29 protein-coding genes and 1 riboswitch are annotated in these 24,895 nt (G+C 68.7%); of the genes, 11 read left to right on the top strand and 18 right to left on the bottom strand.

Annotation, left to right across the window (positions count from 1 at the left end):
- Window positions 1-5: 5 nt before the first annotated feature.
- A complete protein-coding gene (locus tag ACRC20_RS05205; protein WP_438685283.1) occupies window positions 6-734 on the bottom strand; it encodes an MspA family porin in 729 nt (242 codons plus the stop codon).
- A 1,001-nt stretch (window positions 735-1,735) separates the two neighbouring features.
- Between ACRC20_RS05205 and ACRC20_RS05210 the strand changes: the two genes are divergently transcribed.
- Window positions 1,736-2,083: a WXG100 family type VII secretion target gene (locus tag ACRC20_RS05210; RefSeq protein ID WP_438685284.1), complete on the top strand. Its 348-nt coding sequence runs from the start codon at window positions 1,736-1,738 to the stop codon at window positions 2,081-2,083.
- Between the two features lie 79 nt (window positions 2,084-2,162).
- Entirely contained in the window at window positions 2,163-2,456 is a 294-nt protein-coding gene (locus ACRC20_RS05215) for a WXG100 family type VII secretion target (RefSeq protein WP_438685285.1), read from the top strand.
- Window positions 2,457-2,545: 89 nt separating this feature from the next.
- On the opposite strand, the gene ACRC20_RS05220 is transcribed toward ACRC20_RS05215, so the two are convergent.
- A complete protein-coding gene (locus ACRC20_RS05220; RefSeq protein ID WP_438685286.1) occupies window positions 2,546-3,037 on the bottom strand; it encodes an NlpC/P60 family protein in 492 nt (163 codons plus the stop codon).
- Between the two features lie 324 nt (window positions 3,038-3,361).
- Between ACRC20_RS05220 and ACRC20_RS05225 the strand changes: the two genes are divergently transcribed.
- Window positions 3,362-4,108: an SDR family oxidoreductase gene (locus tag ACRC20_RS05225; RefSeq protein WP_438685287.1), complete on the top strand. Its 747-nt coding sequence runs from the start codon at window positions 3,362-3,364 to the stop codon at window positions 4,106-4,108.
- On the opposite strand, the gene ACRC20_RS05230 is transcribed toward ACRC20_RS05225, so the two are convergent.
- Window positions 4,093-4,986 carry a LysR family transcriptional regulator gene (locus ACRC20_RS05230; RefSeq protein ID WP_438685288.1) on the bottom strand — a complete coding sequence of 298 codons (894 nt, stop codon included), beginning with the start codon at window positions 4,984-4,986 and terminating at the stop codon, window positions 4,093-4,095. The genes ACRC20_RS05225 and ACRC20_RS05230 overlap by 16 nt on opposite strands.
- Window positions 4,987-5,056: 70 nt before the next feature.
- On the opposite strand from ACRC20_RS05230, the gene ACRC20_RS05235 reads away from it, so the two are divergent.
- The 4 genes from ACRC20_RS05235 (at window position 5,057) to ACRC20_RS05250 (ending at window position 7,139) form a co-directional block, all read left to right on the top strand.
- Window positions 5,057-5,449, top strand: coding sequence for a nitroreductase/quinone reductase family protein (locus ACRC20_RS05235; RefSeq protein ID WP_438685289.1), 393 nt, complete (start codon window positions 5,057-5,059; stop codon window positions 5,447-5,449).
- A 70-nt stretch (window positions 5,450-5,519) separates the two neighbouring features.
- Window positions 5,520-5,909 carry a PPOX class F420-dependent oxidoreductase gene (locus ACRC20_RS05240; RefSeq protein ID WP_438685290.1) on the top strand — a complete coding sequence of 130 codons (390 nt, stop codon included), beginning with the start codon at window positions 5,520-5,522 and terminating at the stop codon, window positions 5,907-5,909.
- Between the two features lie 62 nt (window positions 5,910-5,971).
- On the top strand, window positions 5,972-6,844 hold the full coding sequence (locus ACRC20_RS05245) for an alpha/beta fold hydrolase (protein ID WP_438685291.1): 873 nt from the start codon (window positions 5,972-5,974) through the stop codon (window positions 6,842-6,844).
- 97 nt (window positions 6,845-6,941) lie between these two features.
- Window positions 6,942-7,139 (top strand): hypothetical protein, encoded by a 198-nt coding sequence (locus tag ACRC20_RS05250; protein ID WP_438685292.1) that lies wholly within the window; start codon window positions 6,942-6,944, stop codon window positions 7,137-7,139.
- Window positions 7,140-7,143: 4 nt separating this feature from the next.
- Here ACRC20_RS05250 and ACRC20_RS05255 read toward each other — a convergent pair whose 3' ends face one another.
- Together ACRC20_RS05255 and ACRC20_RS05260 are read right to left on the bottom strand one after the other, a co-directional pair.
- Complete coding sequence (locus tag ACRC20_RS05255) at window positions 7,144-7,956, bottom strand: COG4705 family protein (RefSeq protein ID WP_438685293.1); 813 nt, start codon at window positions 7,954-7,956, stop codon at window positions 7,144-7,146.
- Between the two features lie 62 nt (window positions 7,957-8,018).
- Window positions 8,019-8,954 carry an oxidoreductase gene (locus ACRC20_RS05260; protein WP_438685294.1) on the bottom strand — a complete coding sequence of 312 codons (936 nt, stop codon included), beginning with the start codon at window positions 8,952-8,954 and terminating at the stop codon, window positions 8,019-8,021.
- A gap of 243 nt (window positions 8,955-9,197) precedes the next feature.
- Here ACRC20_RS05260 and ACRC20_RS05265 point away from each other — a divergent pair, with 243 nt between their 5' ends.
- Entirely contained in the window at window positions 9,198-9,782 is a 585-nt protein-coding gene (locus ACRC20_RS05265) for a TetR/AcrR family transcriptional regulator (protein WP_438685295.1), read from the top strand.
- 7 nt (window positions 9,783-9,789) lie between these two features.
- Entirely contained in the window at window positions 9,790-10,029 is a 240-nt protein-coding gene (locus ACRC20_RS05270) for a DUF167 domain-containing protein (RefSeq protein ID WP_438685296.1), read from the top strand.
- Here the strand turns inward: ACRC20_RS05270 and ACRC20_RS05275 are convergent.
- Complete coding sequence (locus ACRC20_RS05275) at window positions 10,026-10,754, bottom strand: VIT1/CCC1 transporter family protein (protein ID WP_438685297.1); 729 nt, start codon at window positions 10,752-10,754, stop codon at window positions 10,026-10,028. The two genes, ACRC20_RS05270 and ACRC20_RS05275, sit on opposite strands and share 4 nt — an antisense overlap.
- Before the next feature lie 128 nt (window positions 10,755-10,882).
- Window positions 10,883-11,058: riboswitch (M-box (ykoK) riboswitch) on the top strand.
- Between the two features lie 233 nt (window positions 11,059-11,291).
- Between ACRC20_RS05275 and ACRC20_RS05280 the strand changes: the two genes are divergently transcribed.
- Entirely contained in the window at window positions 11,292-12,770 is a 1,479-nt protein-coding gene (locus ACRC20_RS05280) for a stealth family protein (RefSeq protein WP_438685333.1), read from the top strand.
- Window positions 12,771-12,902: 132 nt separating this feature from the next.
- Here the strand turns inward: ACRC20_RS05280 and ACRC20_RS05285 are convergent, their stop codons facing one another.
- From ACRC20_RS05285 to ACRC20_RS05305, 5 genes are all read right to left on the bottom strand, one after another.
- Complete coding sequence (locus ACRC20_RS05285) at window positions 12,903-13,850, bottom strand: phosphodiesterase (protein WP_438685298.1); 948 nt, start codon at window positions 13,848-13,850, stop codon at window positions 12,903-12,905.
- Between the two features lie 63 nt (window positions 13,851-13,913).
- The gene (locus ACRC20_RS05290; RefSeq protein ID WP_438685299.1) at window positions 13,914-14,729 is read right to left on the bottom strand and encodes a hypothetical protein; all 816 of its coding nucleotides are present in this window, start codon (window positions 14,727-14,729) and stop codon (window positions 13,914-13,916) included.
- Between the two features lie 160 nt (window positions 14,730-14,889).
- Entirely contained in the window at window positions 14,890-16,509 is a 1,620-nt protein-coding gene (locus ACRC20_RS05295) for an MFS transporter (RefSeq protein WP_438685300.1), read from the bottom strand.
- Window positions 16,509-17,228: an LppX_LprAFG lipoprotein gene (locus tag ACRC20_RS05300; RefSeq protein ID WP_438685301.1), complete on the bottom strand. Its 720-nt coding sequence runs from the start codon at window positions 17,226-17,228 to the stop codon at window positions 16,509-16,511. Before ACRC20_RS05300 ends, ACRC20_RS05295 begins: the two co-directional genes overlap by 1 nt.
- A gap of 22 nt (window positions 17,229-17,250) precedes the next feature.
- Complete coding sequence (locus ACRC20_RS05305; RefSeq protein ID WP_438685302.1) at window positions 17,251-18,573, bottom strand: M18 family aminopeptidase; 1,323 nt, start codon at window positions 18,571-18,573, stop codon at window positions 17,251-17,253.
- Between the two features lie 32 nt (window positions 18,574-18,605).
- On the opposite strand from ACRC20_RS05305, the gene ACRC20_RS05310 reads away from it, so the two are divergent.
- Window positions 18,606-19,034 carry an MmcQ/YjbR family DNA-binding protein gene (locus ACRC20_RS05310; RefSeq protein WP_438685303.1) on the top strand — a complete coding sequence of 143 codons (429 nt, stop codon included), beginning with the start codon at window positions 18,606-18,608 and terminating at the stop codon, window positions 19,032-19,034.
- Window positions 19,035-19,044: 10 nt separating this feature from the next.
- On the opposite strand, the gene purQ is transcribed toward ACRC20_RS05310, so the two are convergent.
- The 7 genes from purQ to ACRC20_RS05345 form a co-directional block, all read right to left on the bottom strand.
- Entirely contained in the window at window positions 19,045-19,737 is a 693-nt protein-coding gene (purQ, locus tag ACRC20_RS05315) for a phosphoribosylformylglycinamidine synthase subunit PurQ (RefSeq protein WP_438685304.1), read from the bottom strand.
- Entirely contained in the window at window positions 19,734-19,976 is a 243-nt protein-coding gene (gene purS, locus ACRC20_RS05320) for a phosphoribosylformylglycinamidine synthase subunit PurS (RefSeq protein WP_438685305.1), read from the bottom strand. Before purS ends, purQ begins: the two co-directional genes overlap by 4 nt.
- Before the next feature lie 105 nt (window positions 19,977-20,081).
- On the bottom strand, window positions 20,082-20,642 hold the full coding sequence (locus tag ACRC20_RS05325; protein ID WP_438685306.1) for an SRPBCC domain-containing protein: 561 nt from the start codon (window positions 20,640-20,642) through the stop codon (window positions 20,082-20,084).
- 36 nt (window positions 20,643-20,678) lie between these two features.
- Entirely contained in the window at window positions 20,679-22,196 is a 1,518-nt protein-coding gene (gene glpK, locus ACRC20_RS05330) for a glycerol kinase GlpK (protein ID WP_438685307.1), read from the bottom strand.
- 26 nt (window positions 22,197-22,222) lie between these two features.
- On the bottom strand, window positions 22,223-22,963 hold the full coding sequence (locus tag ACRC20_RS05335; RefSeq protein WP_438685308.1) for an MIP/aquaporin family protein: 741 nt from the start codon (window positions 22,961-22,963) through the stop codon (window positions 22,223-22,225).
- An 84-nt stretch (window positions 22,964-23,047) separates the two neighbouring features.
- Window positions 23,048-24,097 (bottom strand): alpha/beta hydrolase, encoded by a 1,050-nt coding sequence (locus ACRC20_RS05340; protein ID WP_438685309.1) that lies wholly within the window; start codon window positions 24,095-24,097, stop codon window positions 23,048-23,050.
- 69 nt (window positions 24,098-24,166) lie between these two features.
- Window positions 24,167-24,796, bottom strand: coding sequence for a hypothetical protein (locus tag ACRC20_RS05345; protein ID WP_438685310.1), 630 nt, complete (start codon window positions 24,794-24,796; stop codon window positions 24,167-24,169).
- Window positions 24,797-24,895 lie beyond the last annotated feature (99 nt).

Here is a 24,895-nt window from a genome sequence, read left to right on the forward strand (position 1 = left end):
CCTGTTCAGAATGAGACTATCGGTCCGTATACGGAGAAGGTGTCGTCGTTTTCCGTGGTCGAGAGCTGGACGACCGCGAACAAACGGACGTACGCGGCGCCCCCGCAGGCGTCCACGTTGAGGTGCTCGTCGGTGACCCGCGTCCCGCCGGTCCTGCCGTTGAGCTGTTTGACCGATATCGGAACGGTGACGATCTGACCAGGCCTGAGGTACACGTCGAGGAAGCCGTTCACGCCGACGTTGACGTTGCCGGTGTTGACGTTGAGGCCGCCTGCCCCGATCCCGATATTCGCGTTGGGAGAAGTCCAGTTCGCGTTGGCCCCGCCTTGGGCCTCTAGCCCGTTCGAGAGGTCTATTTGACATGAGGCTTGCAGGCCGATTTTCAGGAGCCCGGAGTCCACCGGAAAATTCCCTTTCCCGTCGATCGACACCGCGGCTTTGCCGGATAGGAACGCCTCTCTTGTGAAAAGCGTCGACCCCATATTCGCCACGGAGTTCACTGAGAGGTCCAGAAGGGTCAACGACACGTTGTACCCGTCGTCTGTCGTATGGTTCCCCGTGGTCTCCTCCAATGAGACCGGGTCCGCGTGAGTGGCGGCAGAGTTCGACACCGCGACGATTGACGTGCAAGCGAGCGTGAGAATCTGAAAAGCGAGAAAGGGAAGACCGAAAACGCCGGACCGTTTTTGCCGCATCGGCATACGAACGGAGCGGCGTGATTCTAGAATAGCCATGGTCCACTCCTCAGGCTGTTGTCTTACCAAATACATTATGTGAGAAAATACGCGCTCAGCCAGGCGTATCGACCCCATACCCGGAAGCTGCGACGAGAGCCGCTTCCGACGCCCCGGATGTGGTCCGGTTTCAATGTCGGGATGAGGAAGATTCGATAGACTAATCCCGTATCCGTGGCGTCACCGATGCGAGCATAGCAGCATGCCCCCGTTACTCGCTGCTATAAGTTTCAAATGTCACTTTTTGAAAAGAATATGACCTGTGAAATAATTTAATAATTACATTAATGGGTCGAACTATTAATATAATATACCACTTGGGATTAATATAATCTACCCGCTTGGAGCGTGCGTATTTAATGGGTTTCTCAAGGTGGTCGGGGCCGCCGCTCGACTCCCGCGAGATTGTGGTCTCGCGACCTTGTTTCGCCATGGTCCGCGCCGAGCCCGCCACCGCCCCTCGGGCAGTCCGCCTGCCCGCTCTTGTCCGGCTCGCTGAGGGCCGAGCGCCGGAGGAGGGCATGGGCGGAGCCGGCCCCTTCGATGACGCCGGCGTCATCCCCGTTCTCCCGGGAGGACATGCCCCGCATCAAACCCGGAACGGCTCATGTGGTCCGCCGGGTCCGGCGGGAAAGGCCTGGAGGCGGTCCCGGTCTCCTGCATCTGGCTCGGCACGCCCGGACCACGGGTGTCACAGCGCTGTTTCCGTGGCGGACAGCGATCCAGGAGGCGCTAGTGTCGTCGCAGGTCAAGGCTGTGCGAGTGTTTCATTTCGTTACAGGACGGCTCGTGGGAGGCCGGAGTGTCTCAGTGTGTTCCCACGCCTTGACCCGAGGTTGCCGGGCTTGCAAAGTGGTGCTCGCAAGCTTGAGCGCTCCTCGGAATCCACTGAAATCCGAGACGGAGGACAGGCTTGATCGAAGAAGAGATGATCCAGAAAACAGTTCAAATCCAAACAACTCAACGATCCAGGTTGATCTCATTGAGAAGGAGAGCCGGTTATGGCGAGTAGCCAGACGAAGGTCGTCAGCGGTGCATTGGAGAAGGCGGCCCAATCGCTTGCCTCCCACGTTGACTCGTACAACACCATCAAGTCCAGCCTGCAAAGCAGCTTGGACCAGAGCTCGAGCACGTTCCAGGGCGAGGCCGGGAACGCGTTCCGGGAGTCCGGGAGCAGCTGGACCTCGTCGGCTGCGAACACTGCGCAGCAGCTGGAAGAGATCCAGGCGAAACTGCAGAAGGCGGGCGTGAAATTCCAGGCCGCCGACGAAGCGGGCAAGGGCGCCTTCGGCGGCAGCGCGGGCAGCGCGGGCTCTTCGGGGTCCGGCGGAGCCAGCTACTCCTTCTAGCCCGGTCCTGGCGCGTCATCGCGCCGACAGTATCGACAGCGCAATTATCCACATTCAAACTTTCTGAGGAGAAAACATTATGAGCAACGGCGACATCTACTACGACCACAGCGCGATGGAGGAGCACTCCTCGCAGATCCAGTCCCACGCGTCCGAGCTGAGCGATATGCTCGACAACATCTCGACCGCCGTGAACGAGCTGGCCGAGAGCTGGTCCGGCGCAGGCTCCAACAACTGGGCCGACCTCCAGAAGGAGTGGAACAGCACGGCGGCGACCGAGCAGGAGTCCCTGTCGAACCTGGGGACCGCGCTCTCGAACACGACGAGCAGCATGCAGGAGACCGACAGCGAAGTCTCCGCGATGTTCAGCTGAACACGGGCCGTCGTCAGACGGAAAAGCAGTGCCCCCCACCGCGCGGTGGGGGGCACTGCTTTTCGCGCTGTCGGTCTTTTGCTCCCGGGTCAGCCGAGGATGCGGACCACGTAGGGGGCCATGCCGTTGGTGCGGACTCGCGAGACGGCGACGGAGGGGTTGGTGGCCTCGAGCATCTGGCCGTTGCCGAGGAACATGGCGACGCTCTCGCTGCCCTCGGGGCCGTAGAAGATCAGATCGCCCGGCAGGGCCTGGGACGGCCAGATCTTGCGGCCTGCCTGGTACTGGTCTTTCGAGGAGCGCGGCAGCTTGGCCCCGGCCCCCGCGAAGGCGTACACCATGAGCCCGGAGGCGTCGAATCCGACGATTCCGGAGCCTGCCGGGTTGCCGGTTGGGCCATCGGAGCTGCCGCCGCCGTACACGTACGGCACGCCGCGCTGGGCGAGCGCCCTGGCGATCGCCGAGTTGACGGTCTGCTGCTGGTTCGCCGAGGGCGGCGCGGCGGGCTCGGCCGCGGCAAGGCTTGTCGCCGTGCCGAAAAACACCAGGGCGGACACGGCCAATGCGGGTGCGCGTCTCATTCGGTCCTCGCTCTCCGGCCCGGCGGGCCAGTCGGATTCACTTGAGTTCACTGAAGTCGCTTCAGCGCGCTCCAGTCACTAAGGACTAGTTCTACATCTCGGCGCGGCCGGTGGGCCAGTGAAACCGGGGAGTGCGGCCAAGGATTGCTTGTACCGTGACGCGACGGCGACTTCTGCGCGGGCTCGCCGCGCCCCCACGCCTCGTGAGCTGCGATGACAATCAATTGTTGTGGCAAGGGGGAGGCGGATTGTTGGCGGGCTCACAGATCTCTCTCTAGGCTACGGATCTGACAACCCGATCACCCAGTCCACAGGAGGATTTCCATGGCATTCGCAGGCAAGACCGTTCTCGTCGCCGGGGGCGCGAAGAACTTGGGCGGCCTCATCTCGCGCGCTTTCGCCGAGCAAGGCGCGAACGTCGTCGTCCACTACAACAGCGCGAGCTCGGAGGCGGCGGCCGACGAGACCGTGGCCGCGGTGGAGGCCGCAGGGGCCTCGGCGTTGAAGGCGAGCGGCGACCTCACCGTCCCGGCGAATGTCGCGGCGCTGTTCGCGGCGGCGAAGGAGCGTTTCGGCGGCGTGGACGTCGCGGTCAACACGGTGGGCAAGGTGCTGCGCAAGCCGATCGCTGAGACGACCGAGGAGGAGTACGACTCCATGGCGGCGATCAACGCCAAGGCGGCGTACTTTTTCATCAAAGAGGCGGGCAAGGCCCTCAACGACAACGGCAAGATCGTCTCGATCGTGACCGCGCTGCTCGGGGCGTTCACGGACGGGTACTCCACCTACGCGGGCGGCAAAGCCCCGGTCGAGCACTACACCCGCGCGGCGGCCAAAGAGTTCGCGCCCCGTGGCATCTCGGTCAACAACGTCGCCCCCGGCCCGATGGACACTCCTTTCTTCTACGGCCAGGAGACCCCGGAGCGAGTGGCCTTCCACAAGTCGCAGGCGTTGGGCAACCAGCTGACGAAGATCGAGGACATCGTCCCGCTGGTCGTCTTCCTCAGCGGCGCCGGATGGTGGATCACCGGGCAGACCATCTTCGCCAACGGCGGCTACACGACGCGGTGAGCCCCGCCGGACAGCTCGGCCATGAGGTCGACGAGGTCGCACCGGTCGCGCCACACCGCGTAGGTGTCGATGACGGGGGCGGGCAGCACGGGCACGCTGGCCAGCCCCGGCGCGCCGAGCAGGGCCCCGGTCGTGAGCACGAACTCCTCGGGGAATTCCAGGGTGTGCTCGGGCGGGAGCCCCTGCACGCGGCTGACCCGGTGCGCGGGCCGCTGTCCTGCGGGGAAGAGCCCGAGCAGGAAGTCCGTGAACGCGGACTCGCCGGGCGGGGCCCACACCACCATCGGGCAGCGCGCCAGCTCGCCGAGCGCCACGCTCTCGCGTCCGGCGAGGGGGTGGGCGGCGGCGACGACGGCCCGCAGCGGATGCCGGGCGATCACTCGGGAAGAGATCGAGGCGGGCAGGGCGGGCGCGAGCGTCCGCCGCAGGAAGCCCAGGTCCAAAATGCCGTCCGCCACGTCGGCGAGGATCTCGTCCGGGAACCGGATCACCGCGTGCAGCGAGAACTCGGGGCGCGCGGCGAGCAACGGGCGGAGCAGCTGGACGACTTCCTCGCTGCGAACGGCGGGGGTGTGGGCGACGGTGACCACTTCGGGCGCGTCCGCCCGCGCCCGCCGCATGGCGGCGCGCAGCGATTTGCGGATCGGCAGCATGTCTTGCAGGAACCGCTCGCCGCTCGGCGTCAAGGAGATGGGGGCCCGGCTGCGGTCGACGAGGTCGACGCCGAGGTCGCGCTCTAGCTGCCGCACGGACGCGCTGAGCGCTTGCTGGGAGAGCCCGAGGCGGTGCGCCGCGCGGGTGAAGTGGCGCTCTTGCGCCAGGACGAGGAAGTGCTCGACGCGCCGGAAATCCATGGCGCGGCGACCGGTGGCGCTCATCGCGCCGCGAGGTGGGAAGGCCGCATGGGCAGATCGTAACGCCCGGCGCTTCCAGGCGTAGCCTGGAGCCATGTCGGCCACCGGTTTGAGGTACAAAGCCATCACGCTGGCGCAGCGCCACCTGGCGAACCCGCTCATGCGCCGCAACGCGGCGCAGACCCTGCTGGAGACGAAAGGCAGGGTGAGCGGCGAGCCCCGGCGCACACCGCTGGGCGGCCGGGTGGAGGGCGCAAGTTTCTGGTTCGTCTCCGAGATGGGCTACGCCAGCCAGTACGTCAAGAACATCCAGGCCGATCCGAGAGTGCGGGTCCGTGTCCGGGGGGCATGGCGGCAGGGGACGGCGGTGCTGCTGCCCGAGGACGACGCGAAAGCGCGCCTCGCGCGCCTTCCGAAGGCCAACAGCTCGGTTGTGCAGCTCCTCGGCATGAGCCTGTTGACGGTGCGGGTGGACTTCGACGAGTGACGTGCCCGCGAGGGATCGTTGCGTCGGGTATAGTTGCGGACGCAAATAGAAGCGTCCAAAAGGAGTTCCCATGAGCGTCGTCCCCGCCCAGTTCGCCGACTTGCTCGAACGCCCCCTGTACGGCAGCTTGGCGACGGTCAGCCCGGCGGGCAAGGCCCAGTCGAGCATCATGTGGTACGTCTGGGACGGCGAGCGGCTCAAGTTCACGCACACGGCGAAGCGGCAGAAGTACCGCAACCTCGTGGCCAACCCCTCGGCGGCGTTCTCGGTCTACGACCCGGAGAACCCCTACCGCTACCTCGAGCTGCGCGGCGTGGTCGACGAGATCGCCCCGGACCCGGACGGCGTGTTCTTCACGGAGCTGCACACCAGGTACTCGGCGAGCTTCCCCTTGCCGGTCTCCGATTTCCCCGACCGGGTGGTCCTGTTCCTCCGCCCGGACTCGGCGCACAGCCACTGAGCCCCGTTGCCGTTGGGCCCACGGGCATTGCCCCCGGGCCGGGTCGGCGGCATACTGGGATTATGACATCCGGTATACAAGCTTGGCTGGGGCGCGGCTCCTTCTTCGACTTCGGCGGCTGCCGGATCTTCTATCGCAGGGAGGGCCGGGGCGAGCCGTTGCTCCTCGTCCACGGCTACCCCTTCAACTCGTACGACTGGCACAAGATCTGGGGCGACCTCGTGTCGCGACGTGATGTGATCGCCCCGGACATGCTGGGAATGGGGTTCTCGGACAAGCCGCCGCGCCACCGGTACAGCGTCTTCGGCCACGCCGACATGCACGAGGCGCTCCTCCGCGAGCTGGGGATCGGCGAGTTCGACGTGCTGGCGCACGACCTCGGCGTGACAGTCGTCCAAGAGATGCTGGCCCGGCGCATGGAGGGGCAGGCGCTGCCGAGGCTTCGGTCGGTCGTCTTCCTCAACGGCGGGCTGTTCCACGAGGTGTACCGGCCCCGGCTGGTGCAAAAACTGCTCTGCTCCCCGGCCGGGCGCGTCCTTGGGCCGATCACGCCGGACGCGGCGGTGCGCGCGGCTCTCAAGGAGATGTTCGGCCCGGACACCCAGCTCACGAGGGCGGAGGCCGACGAGCTCGTCGCGGTGCTCAAGCACAACGGGGGCAAGCGGGTGAACCACCTCGTCGGCAGGTTCGTGCTCGACCGCAAACGCCACCGGGACCGCTTCGCCCGCCCGCTCGAACGGGGCTTCGTGCCGATGCGTCTGATCGACGGCAACCTCGACCCGAACTCCGGCGCGCATCTCGCGCGGCGCTACCGCGAGCTCGTCCCGGACCCCGACGTGGTCGACCTGCCCACGGTCGGCCATTGGCCCCAGCTCGAGGCGCCCCGCGCGACTGTCGGGCCCGCGCTCGAGTTCTTCGACAGGCAAGCCTCGTAACGATTTCGTCGAGAACGGCCGAACCCCTTGGCCTCTTAGAGATCTCTCAATATGATGATGTGCATCACAAAGCGTGCTGCAATCAAGGAGAGATCACATGTTTGAGCCCGTTTCGCCGGTCCCGTCCGCCGTGGCGCCCTGGTCGGTCCGATTCGCCTACTGGTACATCGGGAAGCGTTCGGCCGAGTCTGGCGCGGCCCGAGGCTACCGGGAGCCGCACCTGTCCAAGGGCGCGGAGCATTCCTTCCTCTACCCGCCGATGACGACGGAGAGCCTGGAGTCCTTCGCCGACTGAGCCGCTAGGCCTCCTGCGGCTGGCCTTCGGGGACGCCGCGCTCGGCGGCTTCCCCGCCTTGCGCCCGGCGCGGCAGGAAGAGCACGAGCGCCAAGAGGACCGCGGCCAAAATCCCGGAAGCGAGCCAGCGGTCGATCGCGAGGCCGCCCTGGGCATGGGATTTGTCCAGGAAATCGCCCAAGGTGGCCCCGAGCGGCCGGGTGAGGACGAATGCCGCCCAGAAGAGCAGGACGCGGGAGACGGAGGTGGCGAAGTACAGGAGGGCGATCACGAGCAGCGCCCCGCCGAACAGGGCGGCGCCGCCGAGGAACCCGAGGTCCAGCCCCGGCGGATCGTCGTCCGGCGCGGCCGCGACCCAGTCGCCCAGCGCGGTGCCAAGGGTTTGGGAGAAGAGGATGGTCGCCCAGTAGAACGCCTCTGCTTTGGGGGAGGCGACGGTCTCCACGGCGACGGAGCCGAGGACGAAGCGCCAGAGGGCGAGCGAGAGCAGGACCGCCGAGACCAGGATCAGGGTGCCGCCGAGGTAGCCGATGCCGAGGTCGCGGGTGAGGTGGTCCGCGACCGCCGTGCCGAGGGTGGTCATCGCGACCATGACCCCCCAGTACAGCAGCGGGTAGAACTTCTTGGCCAGGATCTGCGCGATCACCAGCAGGACGAAGGGCGCGGCGCAGACGGCGATCCCGAGGATGTAGCCGAGTTGCTCTTGCTGGGTCAGCGCGTCGGCCCCCACCTCGCCGAGCGTGGTGGCGATGATTTTCATCAGCCAGAAAACTGCTGTGACTTTCGCGACTTTGCTCGCGTTGGCCGCGAAGGACATAGCTGCCTCGGTGTGGTTCGGGCGGCCCTGCGCCGCTGACGGGGAGCAGGCCTCGGCCTGCCTTAGAGAGAGTACGCGACCTCGGTCAGCTGCTCGGAGAGCGTCCACAGCTCGTCTTGCAGGGCGGTGTCGCGGGAGAGCTTGGTCGAGCGCGCGAGCACGGGGTGCCCGCGCCACGACAGTCCGGCGGGGCCGGGCGGGCCGTAGTACTCGCCGCCTTTGGCGGACGGGTCGACCGCCGCGCGCAATTGGCTGAGAGCTCCCACCTGCGCGGTGTTCAGCAGCAGCGCGGACCCGCGCTCGTAGAGCTTCTTGCCGAGCCCGCCGAATTGGCGGCCGAGCTCGGTGCCCGCGACTCCAGGGTGCGCCGCCGTCGAGAGGACGGGGCTGCCCGCCGCCTTGAGCCTGCGGTCCAGCGCGCGGGCGAAGAGCAGGTTCGCGAGCTTGGACTGCCCGTACGCGGCCTGCGGGGAGTAGGACCGCTCCCATTGCGGGTCGTCGAGCTTGATGCCGGTCTTCGGCGGGTTGTTGGCGTGCGCGATGCTGGAGACCGAGACCACGCGGGAGCCCGTGGCGGCGGCGATCTTGTCGAGCAGCAGCCCGGTGAGCGCGAAATGCCCGAGGTGGTTCGTGCCGAACTGCAGCTCGAACCCGTCGACGGTGGTCTTGCGCTTCGGCGGCATCATCACGCCCGCGTTGTTGATCAGCAGGTCGATCTTCGGCAGCGAGGACGAGAGCTCGTCGGCGGCCTCGCGAACCGAGGCCAGGGAGGAGAGGTCGAGGGGCTGGACGACGACCTCGGCCTCGGGGGCTAGCTCTTTGATCCGCCGCGCGGCGGCCTCGCCCTTCGCGACATCGCGGACGGCGAGGACGACCTTCGCCCCGTGTTGCGCGAGCGCGCGCGCGTTCTCGAAGCCGAGCCCGGTGTTGGCTCCGGTGATGACCGCGATCCGCCCGGTTTGGTCCGGGACGTCCGCCTCGGTCCAGCGTCCGCTCATAGTGATGCTCCTCTCGATCGCACAGCCCATCCTATGCGCATCACTCAAAACTGCTCGGCGACGGTGGTCCCCTGGGCTCGCGAGCCGGTTTTCCGAGGCTGGCGGGGAATGTCGACAGCCTGTCAGGTGTTGCTCCTGGATGCCGCGTGCGGTAAAATCGGAGCAACCGTTCCGGTTGCTCCAGCCCAATTATTTCGGAACTGCTGTTCCGTATGCAAGAGATGAAAACGTGAGGTGTGTCATATGGCACAGCAAGCGCTCGAGACTCCCCAGCAGTCCAAGCGCCCACTTCGCGCGGACGCCGTGCAGAACAGGGCGCGGCTTTTGCAGGTCGCGTACGAGACCTTCGCGGAACTGGGCGTGGGGGCCCCGGTGGACGAGATCGCCCGCCGGGCGGGTGTGGGCGCAGGCACGGTCTATCGGCATTTCCCCACGAAAGAGCACCTGTTCCTCGCCGTCGTCGCGGTCCGTGTCGAGGAAATCCTCGGGCGGGCCGAAGAGCTGCTCAGAACGGCCCCCCCGGAGGAGGCGTTCTTCGTCTTCTTCACCGAGACGATCGACTGCGGAGCCACTGACCACGGCTTCGCCGACGCGTTGGAGAGCGCGGGGATCGAACTGCCGCCCGAAGTCGACGACAGCTTCCGCGATGTCGTGCAGGCGCTGCTCGCCCGGGCGCAAGAGGCCGGGACGTTGCGTCGCGACCTCGTTCCCGAGGACGTGAAATTCCTGATGAAAGGGTGTTTCGCGGCGCAACGCTATCTGGAGGACAAGTCTCGCGCGCCCTTCCTCATGTCCGTGGTGCTCGACGGCATGCGTGTGAGGCCTTGACGCAGAGGTGGCAGAGGACCGCCGGATTCTGACCGTCACCGTGAAGCCGGGCAGCCGCAAGGGGCCGCTTGTGGAGGTCGCGGAGGACGGGTCGCTGACCGTCTTCGTGCGCGAGCCTGCCGTCGAGGGCAAGGCGACCGCCGCTGCTGCGGCTGCGCTCGCCAAGCATTTCGCGGTGGCCAAGAGCCGGGTCGCGCTGGTCTCGGGCGCGACTTCGCGGACGAAGCGGTTCGCGGTCTTCGACTAGGCCACGCTGTGGCCGACAAGCAGCCCGACGGAATAAGTGGCCGCCACTGCGGCCATGCCGAGGCCGAGCTGGCGCAGCGCCCCGAGCCGTATCGACTGCGCGGTGAGCCGGGCGGAGAACGCCCCCGCCACGGCGAATCCGACAAAGCCGAAGGCCAAGCCGTAGGCGAGACTGCCGAAGCCGAAAATATACGGCAGCAGGGGCACGAGCGCGCCGAGGGCGAACATCAAGAACGACAGCCCCGCCGCGACGAGCGGCGACGGCTGGTCGTCCGGGTCGAGCCCGATCTCCTGGATCACATGCGCGCGCAGCGCGACGGCGTTGTCCCGGTGAATTTCCCTGCTGGCCTGCGCGGCGGTCTCTTCGCTCATCCCGTATTTGGTGAGCAGGCCCGCGAGCTCGCGCTGCTCTGCGTCGGGGACCCGCGCGAGCGATTCCTCCTCCACCCGAACCTGGGCTTCGAGCTGCTCGTTCTGCGCGGTGACCGAGGTGTACTCGCCGAGCGCCATCGAGAACGCGCCCGCGACAAGGCCTGCGACCCCGGTGAGCGCGACGGCGTGCGGGGCCAGCCCGGACCCGCCCGCGCCCGCGATGAGCGCGGTGTTGGTCACGAGGCCGTCCATCGCGCCGAACACGGCGGGCCGCAGCCAGCCGCCCGCGACGTCGGGGTGCTGGTGGTCGATGCCGTGGGGGTCTTCGAGCGCGCGTGCGAGGTCTTCGGCCACAGAGACAGCGTAGCTTCCTCGGCGCGAAGGCGCACCCAAGGAAAGGCTGCACGAACTGCGCAAAGGCTACGCTCAACCGGCTTTTGGAAAACCCCTTGCGCGGGGTGCGGGCGGGTGCTACGTTTGCGGACGCACCTCGTTAGGCGAGGCTCCTGGACGAACACAGGCCACTGATCTCACGACATCCAGAGATGCCCAAGATCAGGACAGATCTCCCCGGCTTAAGGGGTGGTCCCAAGTGGCTTCTCCGGCAGATGCTGGAGATACGTCGTCCAGTGCTGAAGCTCAACGTGCGAGGACAACCCACAGGCGATTTGTGAACGTCTCGTTTCAGATCCCGCTATCCCCAGCGGGATCCCCTCATCTGTGCGACAGTTTTTGTTCGCCAACAATTCGCGTCCCTGTCGGGGCGCGGCATGTGAGAAAAGAAAGCAGGTGGGAGCCATGACCAGCACGATCGACATCCGTTCTATCAACCAAGAACAGCGGAGCGCGCCGCCGTCGCTCGCGCCCACTCGTCTCACCCCGTATCAAGCCATGGTGCAGGACCTCGTGTTCCTCCGCCACGAGCTGGAGGCGAACGACATCCCGTTCCTGCTGATCAGGGGCGCGGAGGGACGGCCAGCGCTCGTAGTCGACATCCGGTACCGGGCGCAAGTCGCCCAGGCGCTGATGGCGGCCTGCCTGGACACGCCCCTGCACGCCAAGGTCCTCGACGGCTCGAAGGCCGAGGGCGGCTCGGGCGGGCGCTCGATCTATCTCGGCGACAACCTGACCGCCACCGTCGCCGACCCCCGGCTGCTCCGGATCTACCGCAGGCGCGGATCCGCCGCCGTGGCGGACGGGCGCCAGCGCCGCTCCGGCCTGCGCTACGGCGCCTCGGCGGGCGTCGAGCTGCAGTTCTGGGTGTTCGACGGGGAGCAGGTGATCTGCCCGGTCGAGACCTCGTTGACCCGCAAGGCGCTGCCGCTCGGCGAGATCGTGCACGACGTCGTCGAACTGCACGGGCGCAGCTGGCCGACCATCCGGGGGATGTTCGCCCCGCACGCCGCCGACATCACCTTCGACGTCGACATGGTGTTCTCCTGGGTGGACGGGAACGACCCGGCGTTCCGGGCCCGCCGCGCCGCCCAGATGGCCGGGCATGTGGTCGGCGAGGGCGACGACGCGGACGCGCGGATCCGCCAGATCGACGAGCTCAAATACGCCCTGCGCTCGGTGTACGCCTTCGCGCCCTGGGTGCGCCGCATCTTCATCGCGACAGACTCGCCGGTCCCGGACTGGCTCGTCCCGCACCCGAAGATCACGATTGTGCGGGCCGAGGACCATTTCACCGACCGCGCGGCGCTGCCGATCTACAACAGCCACGCGGTCGAGAGCCAGCTGCACCACATCCCGGGGCTCGCCGAGCATTTCTTGTACTCCAACGACGACATGTTCTTCGGCCGCGCGCTCGCCCCGTCGATGTTCTTCTCGCCCGGCGGGGTCACGAAGTTCGTTGAGGCGGGCACGCGGATCGGGCTCGGGGACAACCACCCCGAGCGCAGCGGCTTCGAGAACGCCGCACGGGTGAACCGCAGGTTGTTGCAGGAGCGGTTCGGGCAGATCATCACCCGCCACCTGGAGCACACCGCCGCCCCGCTGCGCCGGAGCGTCCTGTTGGAGCTCGAGCGAGAGTTCCCCGAGGATTTCGCCCGCACGCAGGCCAGCCGGTTCCGCGCGGCGACCGACATCTCGGTCACGAACTCGCTGTACCACTACTACGCCCTGATGACTGGGCGCGCGGTGCAGCAAGAGTCGGCGAAGATGCTGTACGTGGACACCACGACGAAGGAGGGGCTCGCGAAGCTGCCGAGGCTGCTCAAGAAGCGCGGCCACGACTTCTTCTGCCTCAACGACGGCAGTTTCCCCGAGGTCGGAGCCGCGAAGCGGGCCCGTGTCGTCGGCGATTTCTTGGAGCGGTACTTCCCGGTCGCGGCGCCATGGGAGCGGGAGAGCTGCGAGGAAGCGGCGTAAGGAGGCTTGCTGGGAACGGGAAGTTAGGACACGCAGGGCGAGGCCGGCCACGGCCGACCCCGTAGTGTCCCGACATGCACGGTCCGGTCGCGGCGCCATGGGAGCGGGAGAGCTGCGAGGAAGCGGCCTGAGCTAGCTCGTGTGCGCGTGCGCGGACGAGACCCCGTGCGGAATGCGCGCGGCGGGCAGGATCGTGTGCCCTGCCGCCGCCAAGCGCCGCCGGGCGGCCTCCGGCGCGACGAATTCGCCGACGGTGGGCCCTGCGGCAAGGGGCACGACGCTGTGCACGACGGTGTCCTGGTAGCAGTGCACCAGGTTGAACGCCTGCGCCTCGTCCCTTCCTCGGGTCCCGCCCGTCTGGACAAGGAGGTCCTGGGTGTAGCAGCTCGCCGAGGCGACCGACACCGGGATGCCCGCGAACGTCGCGTTCGTGGAGTAGTGCAGATGGCCCGCGAGGATGCTCCGAATGTCGCTGCCGCGCAGCACCTCGGCGAGCCTGGCCTGGTCGCGGAGCTCGACGGAGACCGCGAGGTCGAGGACGCTCGGGACGGGAGGGTGGTGCATCGCGAGGATCGTGCCGAAGGGCGCGGGCTCGGCGAGCTGCTCGGCGAGCCAGTCGAGCTGCTCGGGGGCGATTTCCCCGTGGTGGCTTCCGGGCACAGAAGTGTCGAGCACGACGACCCGCAGGCCTGCGACCTCGTGCACGCGGTCGAGCGGAGCCATGGACGGGGCTTCGCGGAGCAGATGCTCGCGCAGCGCGCCCCGGTCGTCGTGGTTGCCCATCACCCAGATGAGTTGCGCGCCGAGGCGGGCGGCTGCGGGCTCGACCACGTCGCGCAACTTGCGGTACGCGGCGGGCTGGCCGGTGTCGGCGAGGTCGCCGGTGAAGACCAGGGCGTCGAGCCGCGGCTGCGCGGCCTCGAGCCGTGAGAAGAGCTCGGCGAGTTTGGCCTCGGCGTCGACGTCTCCGTACAGAAGGCCGTCGCCCGCGATGAGGTGGGTGTCGCTGATATGCGCGATGACGTGATCGGGTCGGGGGTGTTCAGCGACTCTGACGACGCTGGGACTGTGACTCTCCACAGTGCTCTGGCCTTTCTATTGCCTGACCGTCCCAGCATACCCGCGCGGGCCCGGTTTCGAGGCTCAGTTGTTCAGCGGCACGCACCGCACGACGACGGCGTCGGTCACATCCGCGATTTGCCCCGGGCCCGGATCCACGGAGACGGCCTTCCAGCCCGCGGCGAAGAGCACCAGCCCGCTCGCGGGGTCGTCCGGCACGAGCTGGATATTCGTGAACCCGAGCTCGCGCAGCTGGTCCTGGACGTCCTGGGCGTTGCGGCCGCGGACTTTCGGAATTCTGGCTTCGCCCTCTTCGGGCTCGGGAGTGGCCGAGGTGGGCGGTTTCGCCTTGGTCGTGGTCGGCGTGTGCTCCGGCGTGATCTCGACTGTGTCCTCGGTCGGCGTGGCCGTGTCCTCCGGCGCGTCGGCCGTGGAGTCTTGCTCGTCGCCGGTCGGCAGCGGCTGCGTCGAACTCGTCGGCGTGCGGGGGGGCTCCGAGATGGTCGTGCTCGGCCTGGTCTGGCCCGCTTGCGCCTTGGCCTGGTTGGGCTCGCTCAGGTTTTTGAACATGACCGCGACCGCGATCGCGATGACGACGAGCGAGACCGCGGCCGTCAGCATCCACGGCCAGCGCCGGGGCGGCGGCTGCACGGGAATCTGGACGCGTTGGCGCGGGCGCAAGTAGTCCGGCTTGCGGACGGGCTCGGCGTACGGGGACCCCGGGTAGGCGTACGGGGACTGGGGGGATTCCGCATAAGGCGAGTGGAAGGGCTCGGCGTAGGGGGACGCGGAGGCGTACGGGGATTGCGGCGGCTCGGCGTAGGGCGAGCGGACGGGCTCAGCATAAGGCGACCCGTGGCTCCCTTGCTGGGGCCCCACCCCGTACGGCGGCCTGGTCATCTCCTACCCTCGTTCTCTCGCGGCGCCCCGCATCACGAGCTTGCCCCGTGCTGTGCTCTTGCGTCGGCAGAGTCCCATCCTCGCACACCCTGCGAGCCCACGCCAGTCGGTCGCCTGCCGCAGCCCGGCAGGCTCTCGTGGCTCCAGCATACGGGACAAGTCACGAACTCGTCGATTCGAGCAGGTCGCCTTGTGTGCGGGGCCCGCCGACGAAGGCGGCGGCGATCGCGCCGAACACGCAGATCAGAGCGGTCAGCTCGAAGATCTCTGCGTATTCGAGGTGGTACGCGGTGATGAGGAAATGCGCGGACTGCGCCACGCGATCCGCGAACGGCGCGTCCGCAGGGAGCGGCGGGGCTTGTTTGACCGCCACCGCGTAGAGCGCGTGCAACCGGTACAGGCCCCACGCCGTGAGGCCGGAGACTCCGATCAGCATGCCGGTCATCCTCGCGACCACCACGCCGGAGGAGGCCACGCCATGGCTCGACACCGGCACCGCCCGCAGGGCTGCGGCCGACAGCGGCGCGATGACCAGGCCCAAGCCGAATCCGGCGACCACGAGGTCGGTGTGCAGGACCGGCAAGGCGACGAGCCCGAGGTCGTGCGTCGCGTGCAGCACGTCCTCCGGCCAGCGGGAGAACAGCCAGTAGCCGAACGCCGCGACGACCATGCCGACGACCGCGACCACCCGCTCGCCGCCTTGGCCCCGCGTCCGGCGGTCCCAGAAACTTGCGACGAACCCGCCGCCGACGGCGCCGATCGGCAGGGCGATGAGGAACCAGGACAACAGGAAGGTCGCGTCCGTGTTGCTCAGCCCGAGCACGCTGCGGCCGTAGAGCTCCACGTTGACCAGCGTCACCATGAGCGCGGCTCCTGCGGCGAACGAGGACAGCAGCGAGGTGAGGAAGGGCGTCCAGCGCACGCCGGTCCGTTCGATCAACGTCGTGCGGGCGCGCCGCTCCCACAGGAGGAACGCGAGGAGCGCCGCTGCGGCGCCGATCAAGAGCGGCACGCCCCATGGGGAGAGCGGCGGCTGCTGCTGGCCGGAGTCGCCTTGGCTCGCGCCGAGGTTCGGGTTGTACAGCCCGACGACGACGAGGCCGAGGGCGACCGCGAGGAGCAGCCCCCCGACCACGTCGACTTTGGCCCGTGGCCCCTCGTGCTCGGGATGGTCGGGGACCGAGTACTGGACCAGCGCCATCGCGAGCGCGGCGAGGGGGACGTTCACCCAGAAAATGCCTCGCCACGCGTCGGGGCCGAGCGAGCCGAACAGCCACAGGCAGAGGATCCCGTACAGCGGCCCGAGCACGCTGCCGAGCTCTTGGGCGGCGCCGACCCAGCCGAGCACCGTCGCGCGGTTGCGCTGGTCCCACAGGTCGGCGGCGAGCGCCAAGGTGACCGGCAGCAGGGCCCCGCTCGCGGTGCCCTGCAGCACGCGGCCCGCGACGAGGACGAAGTACCCGCCGAACCAGTCCGTGAGCGGATTCCAGTCGCTGCCCGCAGTGGCGGTCAGGATGGAGCCGACGATGAAGCCTGCGAGGCACAACTGCAGGACGTGGCGGCGGCCGAACCGGTCCGAGCTTTGGCCGAGGAGGGGCATTGCGGCGATGTAGCCGAGCAGGTAGCCCGAGACGATCGGGGTCACCTTCTGGACTTGGTTCAGCGGGATTTGGACGCTGTTCATCAGTTCGGAGATGATGCTGACCACCACGTAGGTGTCCAGCGCTCCGAGCAGCACGGCGAGGCCGCCCGCCGCGATGGCGATGTATCTATGCCGCATTAGGCAGGCTTGGCCACGGTGAACGTCTCGCCCCACTTGGTGGGGTCGACGTTGATGGTGTTGCCGGGCGAGACCTCGACGACGGTCCGGACCAGCTGGTGGCTGCCGTCTTCTTGGATCCACGCGGTCGCGTCGACGTCCTGCTTGGCGCCGGGGTAGAGGGGCCGGAGCGCGTCGGGGCTGACCTTGCCCTTGATCTTGACGGTGTTGACCCCGCCGACCTGCTCACGCCCTTCGGCGGTCGGGTGCTGGATGCTCCCGACGAGGTTGCCGATGCCCTTCTCCGGGCTGAGGATGTCCGAGACCTGGTAGCCGTTGAGGGCCTTCGCCGCGTCGCCGAAGTCCTGCCAGGGGCCGAAGAGGTTCGCCCAGAGGTGGCCGTCCTCCAGCACCCGGAAGTCGCCCTCCACCAGCTGCGCGCCGCCGATCTTCGCGGAAAGGTGGCCGGTCGCGATGGTCTGCGGCTTGTTGGCGAGGTCGCCTTCGAGCTTTTGCAGCGGGAAGTCGGCGATGGTCCCGGTCACGGTCACCACGACATGCGCGCTGGCCTGGGCCTTCGTGTAGGCGGCAGCTTGGCTCTGCAGCTGCTGGGCGTCCGGCAGCGGGCCGGTCGGAGCCGAGGGGCCCGAGGGGTTCGAGCATCCGGCGACGAGGAGCGTGCCTGCGGCGAGGGCGAAGAGCGTGCGGCGGGGAAGGAGGGGGTTGCGACGAGCAAGCATGCTTCGACCCTAGCAAAGGAACTCATCTTTGGGGGGATAGAAATCCTGCGAGCGCCCTCGCGTACGGTTCCACGTCCGCCGCCGCCATGAGCTCGCGCGCGGAGTGCATCGCCAGCTGCGGCGCCCCGACGTCCACGGTCGTCATCCCGGTCCGGGCGGAGAGCACCGGGCCGACGGTGCTGCCGCAGGGCAGGTCCGCGCGGTGCATGTAGCGCTGCAACGGGACGCCCGCCTGCTGGCAGGCCAGGGCGAAGAGCGCCTCGCCCGCGCCGTCGGTGGCGTAGCGCAGGTTCTGGTTCACCTTGAGGACCGGCCCCTGGCCCGCGTAGATCCAATGCCCCGGCTCGTGGCGGTCGGGGTAGTTCGGGTGCGTGGCGTGGGCCATGTCCGCGCTCGCGCAGGCCGAGCCCGCGAAGGCCCGCAGCAGTTCGGCGCGTCCGCCGCCCGAGGCGAGGACGATCCGTTCGAGCGCGGTCGTCAGGAATTCTGACGCGGCGCCCCGCTCGGAGACGCTGCCGACCTCCTCGTGGTCGAACAGGGCGAGCACGGGGACGGGGCTGTCCGCGTCCGCCGCCTCCGCCGCACGCAGGAGCGCCTGCACGCCCGCGTGGCAGCTGGCCTGGTTGTCGAGCCGGGGGGCGGAGACGAGGTCGCGTTCCACGCCGATGACGGCGGACGGCACGAGGTCGAACGCCATGAGGTCGAAGCCGAGGATCGCGTCGACAGGCGCGTCGACCTGTTCGGCGAGCAGCGCCACGAGGCTGCGCGGCTGCGCGCCGACGCCCCAGACCGCGTTCAGGTGCCGCTGCGGGTTCAACCGCACCGCGTCGCGCTCTTCGGCGAGGTGGATGGCGAGCTGCGGGACGCGCAGGACCGGCTCGGCGATCTGGACGAGGCGCTCGACAGCGGCCAGCCCGCCCGTCGCCGAGGCAGAGCCAGCGCCGTCGCGCAGCACCACGCGGCCCGCGAGCCCGAGGTCGCGGTCGAGCCAGGTGTGCGTCCATGCCCCGCCGTATGGTTCGAGCGCGAGGGTCTGCCAGCCGGCGGTCGAGCCGTCCGCGTGCTGTTTGACCCGCAGGTTCGGGCTGTCCACGTGGCCTGCGACGATCCGGAACGCAGCGGGCGCGCGGCCTTCGGGCGCGGCCCATGCGATGAGGCCCGCCCCCCGGACGATGTAGTGTTTCCCGCCCGCCGACGGCCAGGCGTCCGTGCTCCACAGCTCGGTGAAGCCGTGCGCGGACAAGATCGCGGCGACGGTCTGACGGGCGTGGAACGGGGTGGGCGAGGCGTCGACGAACGCGCACAAGCCGTCGGGGCCGGAGTCGGCGGGCGAAGCAAACGTCATGCGGACGAGCCTAGCGGCTTAGACTTTCCGGCATGTCGCATCCGATCATGTTCACCGATGACGACCTGGGGCTCAAGGAGCTGCGGGAGCTGGTCGGGGCGCTGCCCGGCACGGCGGAGGTCGTCGCCTGGGGCAGGCCGACGTTCCGGGCCGGTCTCGCGAACAAAAAGATCTTCGCCTGGTACGGCGGGGGCGTGAAGACGGCGGACGGGCACCGCAGCCACCCGCATTCGCTCATCGTCCTGCCCGATCCGGGGGACCGCAAGGCGTTGGAGGCGGACGGGCGGTTCTTCTATCCCGCCTACCTCGGGCCGCGCGGCTGGCTGGGGCTGGATTTCACGGCGGCGCCGGTGGACTGGGCAGAGGTCGCGGAGCTGTTGGAAGACTCCTACCGGCAGGTGGTCCCGAAAAAACTAGCCGCCGAGCTGGATCTGCGGCGGAGCTCGCCGGGCGGGGAATGAGCAGGCGGGGCTAGGCCGCCAGGCTCTCCACCAAACCCGCGAACATCGGCAAACCGTCCAAGCCCGGCCCGCAGAGCGCGTCGGTGGCGTGCTCCGGGTGCGGCATGAGGCCGACGACGCGCCCGTTCGCGGAGGCGACGCCCGCGATGTCGCGCAGCGAGCCGTTCGGGTTGCCCTGTGCGGGATCGGCTGGGTTCCCGACGTATCGGAACACCACGCGGCCCTCGGTCTCGAGCTCGTCGAGCACGGCGGCGCTCGCCACGTACCGGCCCTCGCCGGACTTGAGCGGGATGAGGATCTCCTCGCCCAGCTCGTACTGGCTCGTCCACGCGGTCTGCGCGTTGGCGACCTGCAGCGTCTGGTCCCGCGCGACGAACCGGCCGTCCCGGTTGCGCGTGAGGGCCCCGGGGAGCAGGCCTGCCTCGCAGAGCACCTGGAAGCCGTTGCAGATGCCGAGCACGGGCAGCCCCCGCGTCGCGGCCTCCACCACGGAACGGGTCACCGGCGCGAGGCTCGCGATGGCCCCGGCCCGCACATAGTCGCCGTACGAGAAGCCGCCCGGCAGGATCACCGCGGCCACGTCTTTCAGGTCCGCGTCGGCGTGCCAGAGCGCCACCGGCTCCGCGCCCGCCCGCTGCACGGCCCGAGCGGCGTCGACGTCGTCAAGAGTGCCTGGGTAGGTGACGACCCCGATCCGGGTCACGCCGTCACCTCGACCTGGAAGTCGTAGTCCTCGATGACCTCGTTGGCGAGCAGGGCCGACGCGATTTTGCGGATCTCGACCTCGTCGGGCTCGCGGTCGAAAGCCAGCTCGAAGCGCTTGCCGACCCGGACGTCGGTGGCGCCGGAGAAGCCCAACCTGCCGAGCGCGGAGACGACCGCCGCGCCCTGGGGGTCGAGCAGTTCGGCCTTCGGCATCACATGCACCACGACTTTTGCCATCCGCGCAACTCCTTATGCTCTCGATGAGGTCCTTCGCTCTCGGTGCGCCCAGATTAGCCGAGCCGGTTCGCCGCGCGGCCATCGCCCGTCCGTGCGGGCGGCGCCTCACGCGTCGTCAGACGCGTCCGGCCTGCCGGGGATCGGGGCTCCGTGGGGGAAGCCGAGCGCCACGTACTCCTCGTAGACCGGCGTCCAGGGGGCGGCCGAGGAGCTGTGCGGCCCGTCTGCCTCGGAGCCTGCGAGGTGTTTGCGCAGCTCCTGCAAGCAGACGGTCCATCCGGCGGCATTGCGCGCGGCGGCGGCGCGGTCGCCGAGGACGTTGACGAAATGCAGCGTCGTCGTCCCGTCGACGGAGGTCAGCTCCTGGACGATCTCGTCCTCGCCCCACGTGTAGGCGAACCGGGCGAGCCGCTGGACGTCGGTGACCTCGCCGGACGTCGGCGGCATGTTGGGGTCGTCGGAGAACTCGATCCGACCGCCCCGTAGCAGCTCCACCGCGACCTTCGACGGGAACCAGTGGGCGAGCGCGGCGGGCTCGACGACGGCGGACCAGACCTGTTCTGCGGGGAGGTCGAAGGCGAGCTCGAAAACGACCACGGCGTACAGGCCGGGCGACTCGTTGAAGTGAGCGACGGGCAGGCCCTGCAGCGCTGATGTTTCGGTCATGGCAACTAGTTTAGCCGCGCTTTGCGCCGGTCGGCGTTACTCCACGTCCACCCAGTTCAGGGTGCGCTCGACGGCTTTGCGCCAGCCCGCGTGGCCCGCCGCCCGCTCCTCGGCGGTCGTGGTGGGCCGCCACCGCTTCCCCTCCTGCCAGTTCTGGCGCAGGTCCTCGGGGGAATTCCAGAACCCGACCGCGAGGCCCGCCGCGTAGGCCGCGCCGAGCGCCGTGGTCTCGGCGACCACCGGGCGCACCACGTCGACGCCGAGCACGTCGGCCTGGATCTGCATGCACAGGTCGTTCGCGGTGATCCCGCCGTCGGCCTTGAGCACTTCGAGGCGCACGCCCGAATCGCGCTCCATCGCTTCGACCACGTCTTTGCTCTGGTAGCAGATCGCCTCCAGCGTGGCCCGCGCGATGTGCGCGTTGGTGTTGAACCGGGACAGGCCGACGATCGCGCCTCGGGCGTCGGAGCGCCAATACGGGGCGAAGAGCCCGGAGAACGCGGGCACGAAGTAGACCCCGCCGTTGTCCTGCACCGAGCGGGCGAGCGCCTCGCTCTCCGCCGCGCCGCTGATGATCCCGAGCTGGTCGCGCAGCCATTGCACGGCGGAGCCGGTGACGGCGATGGAGCCTTCCAGCGCGTATTTGGGCTTGTCGGAGCCGAATTGGTAGCAGACGGTGGTGAGCAGGCCGTTCTTGGACCGAACCGGCTCTTCCCCGGTGTTGAGCAGCAGGAAGTTGCCGGTGCCGTAGGTGTTTTTCGCCTCCCCAGGGTCGAGGCAGACCTGCCCGACCATTGCTGCCTGCTGGTCGCCGAGCACGCCGCCGATGGGGATCTCTCCGCCGAAGGACGTGTGCGCGCGGGTGTGCCCGTAGAGGTTCGGGTCGCTCGACGGCCGGATCTCGGGCAGCATCTCCCTCGGCACGCCCCAGATTCCGAGCAGCTCGTCGTCCCAGTCGAGCGTGTCGATGTCCATGAGCATGGTCCGCGACGCGTTGGTCACGTCCGTCAGGTGCGCGCCGCCGTCGACTCCGCCGGTGAGGTGCCAGACGAGCCAGGAGTCGATGGTGCCGAACAGGGCTTCGCCTGCCTCCGCGTCCTTCCGCAGGCCGGGCACGTGCTTCAGCATCCAGGCGATCTTGCCGCCGGAGAAGTACGTGGCGGGCGGGATGCCCGCCTTCTGCCGGACCACGTCGCCTTTGCCCTCCCGCTCGACCGCCGCGACCATGCGGTCGGTCCGGGTGTCCTGCCAGACGATGGCGTTGTGGTAGGGCTGGCCGGTGCGTTTGTTCCACACCACGGTGGTCTCGCGCTGGTTGGTGACGCCGACGGCGGCGAGGTCGGCGGGGCCGAGTCCCTCCGCGCCGAGCAGGGTCCGCACGACGGTGCGGAATCGCTCCACGATCTCGACCGGGTTGTGCTCCACCCAACCGGGCTGCGGGAGGATCTGCGTGTGCTCCAGCTGGTGGCGGCCGCGCTCGTTGCCCTCGCGGTCGAAGAGCATGCATCGGGTCGAGGTGGTGCCTTGGTCGACGGCGACGATGAAATCAGCCATGCTGTTCCTTTCGTGGACGGAGGGAGTTAGGCGTTCATATACGGCAGGAGGCGGACGGCGAGGCCTGCCAGCAGGGCGCCCGCGACCGGGCCGAGCGAGGCGACCGGGGCGTAGCGCCAGTCCGAGACGCCTTTGCCGGGGATGGGCAGGATGGCGTGGGCGAGCCGGGGCGCGAGGTCGCGCGCCGGATTGAGGGAGTACGCGGTGGGCCCGCCGAGCGCGAGGCCGATCCCGACGACGAGGAGGGCCACCGGCAGCGGCCCGAGCTTCGCCGGGGTCCCGGCGAAGTGGAAGACCACGAAGGCCAGCACGAATGTGGCGATCACCTCGGTGACGAAGTTCCAGGCGGGGCTGCGCACCGCCGGTCCCGTGGCGAAGGTGCCGAGGATCTTGGCCGGGTCGGTCTCCGCGTCGTAGTGCGGTTTGTAGGCGAGCCAGGCCAGGACCGCCCCGACGAAGCCCCCGAGGAACTGCGCGGCGAGGTACCCCGCGACGTTGGCGGCGGTGGCCGGGACGCCGTTGGCGAACTGGCTCGTCCCCCGGACCACCGCCCCGAGGGTGAGCGCGGGGTTGAGCAGCGCGCCGGAGGCGAAGCCGACATATGCCCCGGCGAAGACGGCGAGCCCCCAGCCGAAGGAGATCGCGAGCCAGCCCATCCCGGCTCCCGACCCTTTGGTCTTGGCCAGCGCGGCGTTCGCGCTCGTGGCGCAGCCCAGCAGGAGCAGCGTCGTCGTTCCGAGGAATTCGGCGAGATACGCGTTAAACATGGGCCTCCTTCATGCTGAAATCACCCTACAGAGAGCGAGGAAAGGCCGCGACCCGCAGGCCGTCGTGGCTGGCGTCCGCCGTTGTCATCGGCGGCTGAGGTGCGCCCGCAGCGCGGAGGTCAGCTCGGCGACCGCCGCCGCGGGCCCGCCGCCGAGCGGGGCCATGTTGTAGAACCCATGGATGAGGGAGCCGTAGACGCGCAGATCTGCCGGGACGCCCGCGGCCCGGAGCCTCTCGGCGTATTCGTTCCCCTCGTCGCGCAGGGGGTCGAAACCGGCCGTCGCGACGAGGGCGGGCGGCAGCCCGGCCAGGTCGTCCGCCAAGAGCGGCGAGACCCTCGGGTCGGCGGCTTCGAGGCCGGAGCCGCCGAGGTACTGGCTATCGCACCAATCGATCGCCTCGCGCGTGAGGTAGAAGCCCTCGCGGAACAGTTCGCGCGAGCGCCGCTGGACAGTGGAGTCGACAACGGGATAGATCAGGAATTGGAGGGCGGGCAGCTGCGCTCCCGCGTCGCGGGCGAGCTGCGAGACGACGGCGGCGAGGTTGCCGCCCGCGCTGTCCCCGCCGACCGCGACCCGGTCGGGGGCGCTCGCGCCGAGCTCGACGGCGTGCTCGACGGCCCACAAATAGGCGGCGAAGCTGTCCTCGACTCCGGCGGGCGCCTTGTGCTCGGGGGCGAGCCGGTAGTCGACCGACAGCACCGAGACCTTCGCGTCGTGGCAGGTCTGCCTGCACGCCTGGTCGTGCGTGTCCAGGTCGCCCATGACGAAACCGCCGCCGTGGAAGAACACCAGCAGGGCGCCGATCCCCTCGTCCGGCCGGTAATGCCGCACCGGGATAGCTCCGGCGGGGCCGGGTATCTCGAAGTCTCTGACCTGGCCGACAGCCGTCTTTGCGGTCAGCAGGCCCGCCGACTGGCGCAGGCGTTCCCGGTTATGGGCGACGTCCGGGCTGCGCGCGATGGAGTCTTTCCCCGTCAGCTTCATGCTGCGCAGCATCAGCTGTGTCGTGGGGTCCAACGTGTTGCCGTCGAGGACGACCCGCCGTCCGGCGAGCGCCTTGCGCGCGCCGAGGGGAACGCGGAGCAGCACCGCCGTGCCGATGCGCAACACAAGATCTGTGGTCGGGCTCACCTGGCCACCGTAGCAAGGTCGCGCTCTCGCGGTGAGTCTCGGGTCACATCGGGAAGGCCGTTTTGGCGCTCACAGGGGACGGACCGACTTCGCGAACTCGTCCAATTGAGTTTTCAGGGACTCGGCAGACGCGCCGGGAGGGAATGCGGTGAACATGCCTCGCACCGACCAGCGCCTCTCTCCCGAGCCGAGGAACGCCTCGTACTCCCCGGTCTCTCCCGTCCCCTCGGCCTCGACTTTGACCAGGGCGCTCGCGCCCGGCAGCTCGCCCTGCCACTGCGAGCGCTCCGGCTCGCCCTCGACCGTGTCCCCTGGGCCTGCGCCGGTTGTTTTCACGAAAGCGTCGAGGAGCGCCGCGTTGTCCATGTCCGCCGACGTGCCCGGCGCGTAGTCGTCGGGGCCTTGGAGCTTCGTCAGCGTGAACTGCGTGGCGATTTTCGACGGGTCCGGCTCGCCGAGCACGAACGTCGCCACGACGAGGCCCGGGATATCGCGTGTTGCGGCCTCTTTGAATCCCTGCGGGGCCACATAGGAAACGCCCAGTTTCTGGTTCTGCGCCCGTGAGCCTGTGCCCGGTCGCGCGTCGGACTGGCTGACGGTGCTCTGCGCTCCGGGGCTCACGGGCGTGCCGCACGCGCTCAGCGCCACGCCGAACGCCACGACGGCTGCAGCCCGGCTGGCTTTGTCGAGTGTGGTCATGGATTTCCCTCCTCATGAACAAACGTAGCAGCCGTTTCTTGCTGCGACCATCGCCTGATTGCGGTGCTGGTTGTTCAATCTGGCGGTTCGGCGTAGGGG

This window comes from Segniliparus sp., from assembly GCF_051660745.1.
Taxonomy (GTDB): domain Bacteria; phylum Actinomycetota; class Actinomycetes; order Mycobacteriales; family Mycobacteriaceae; genus Segniliparus.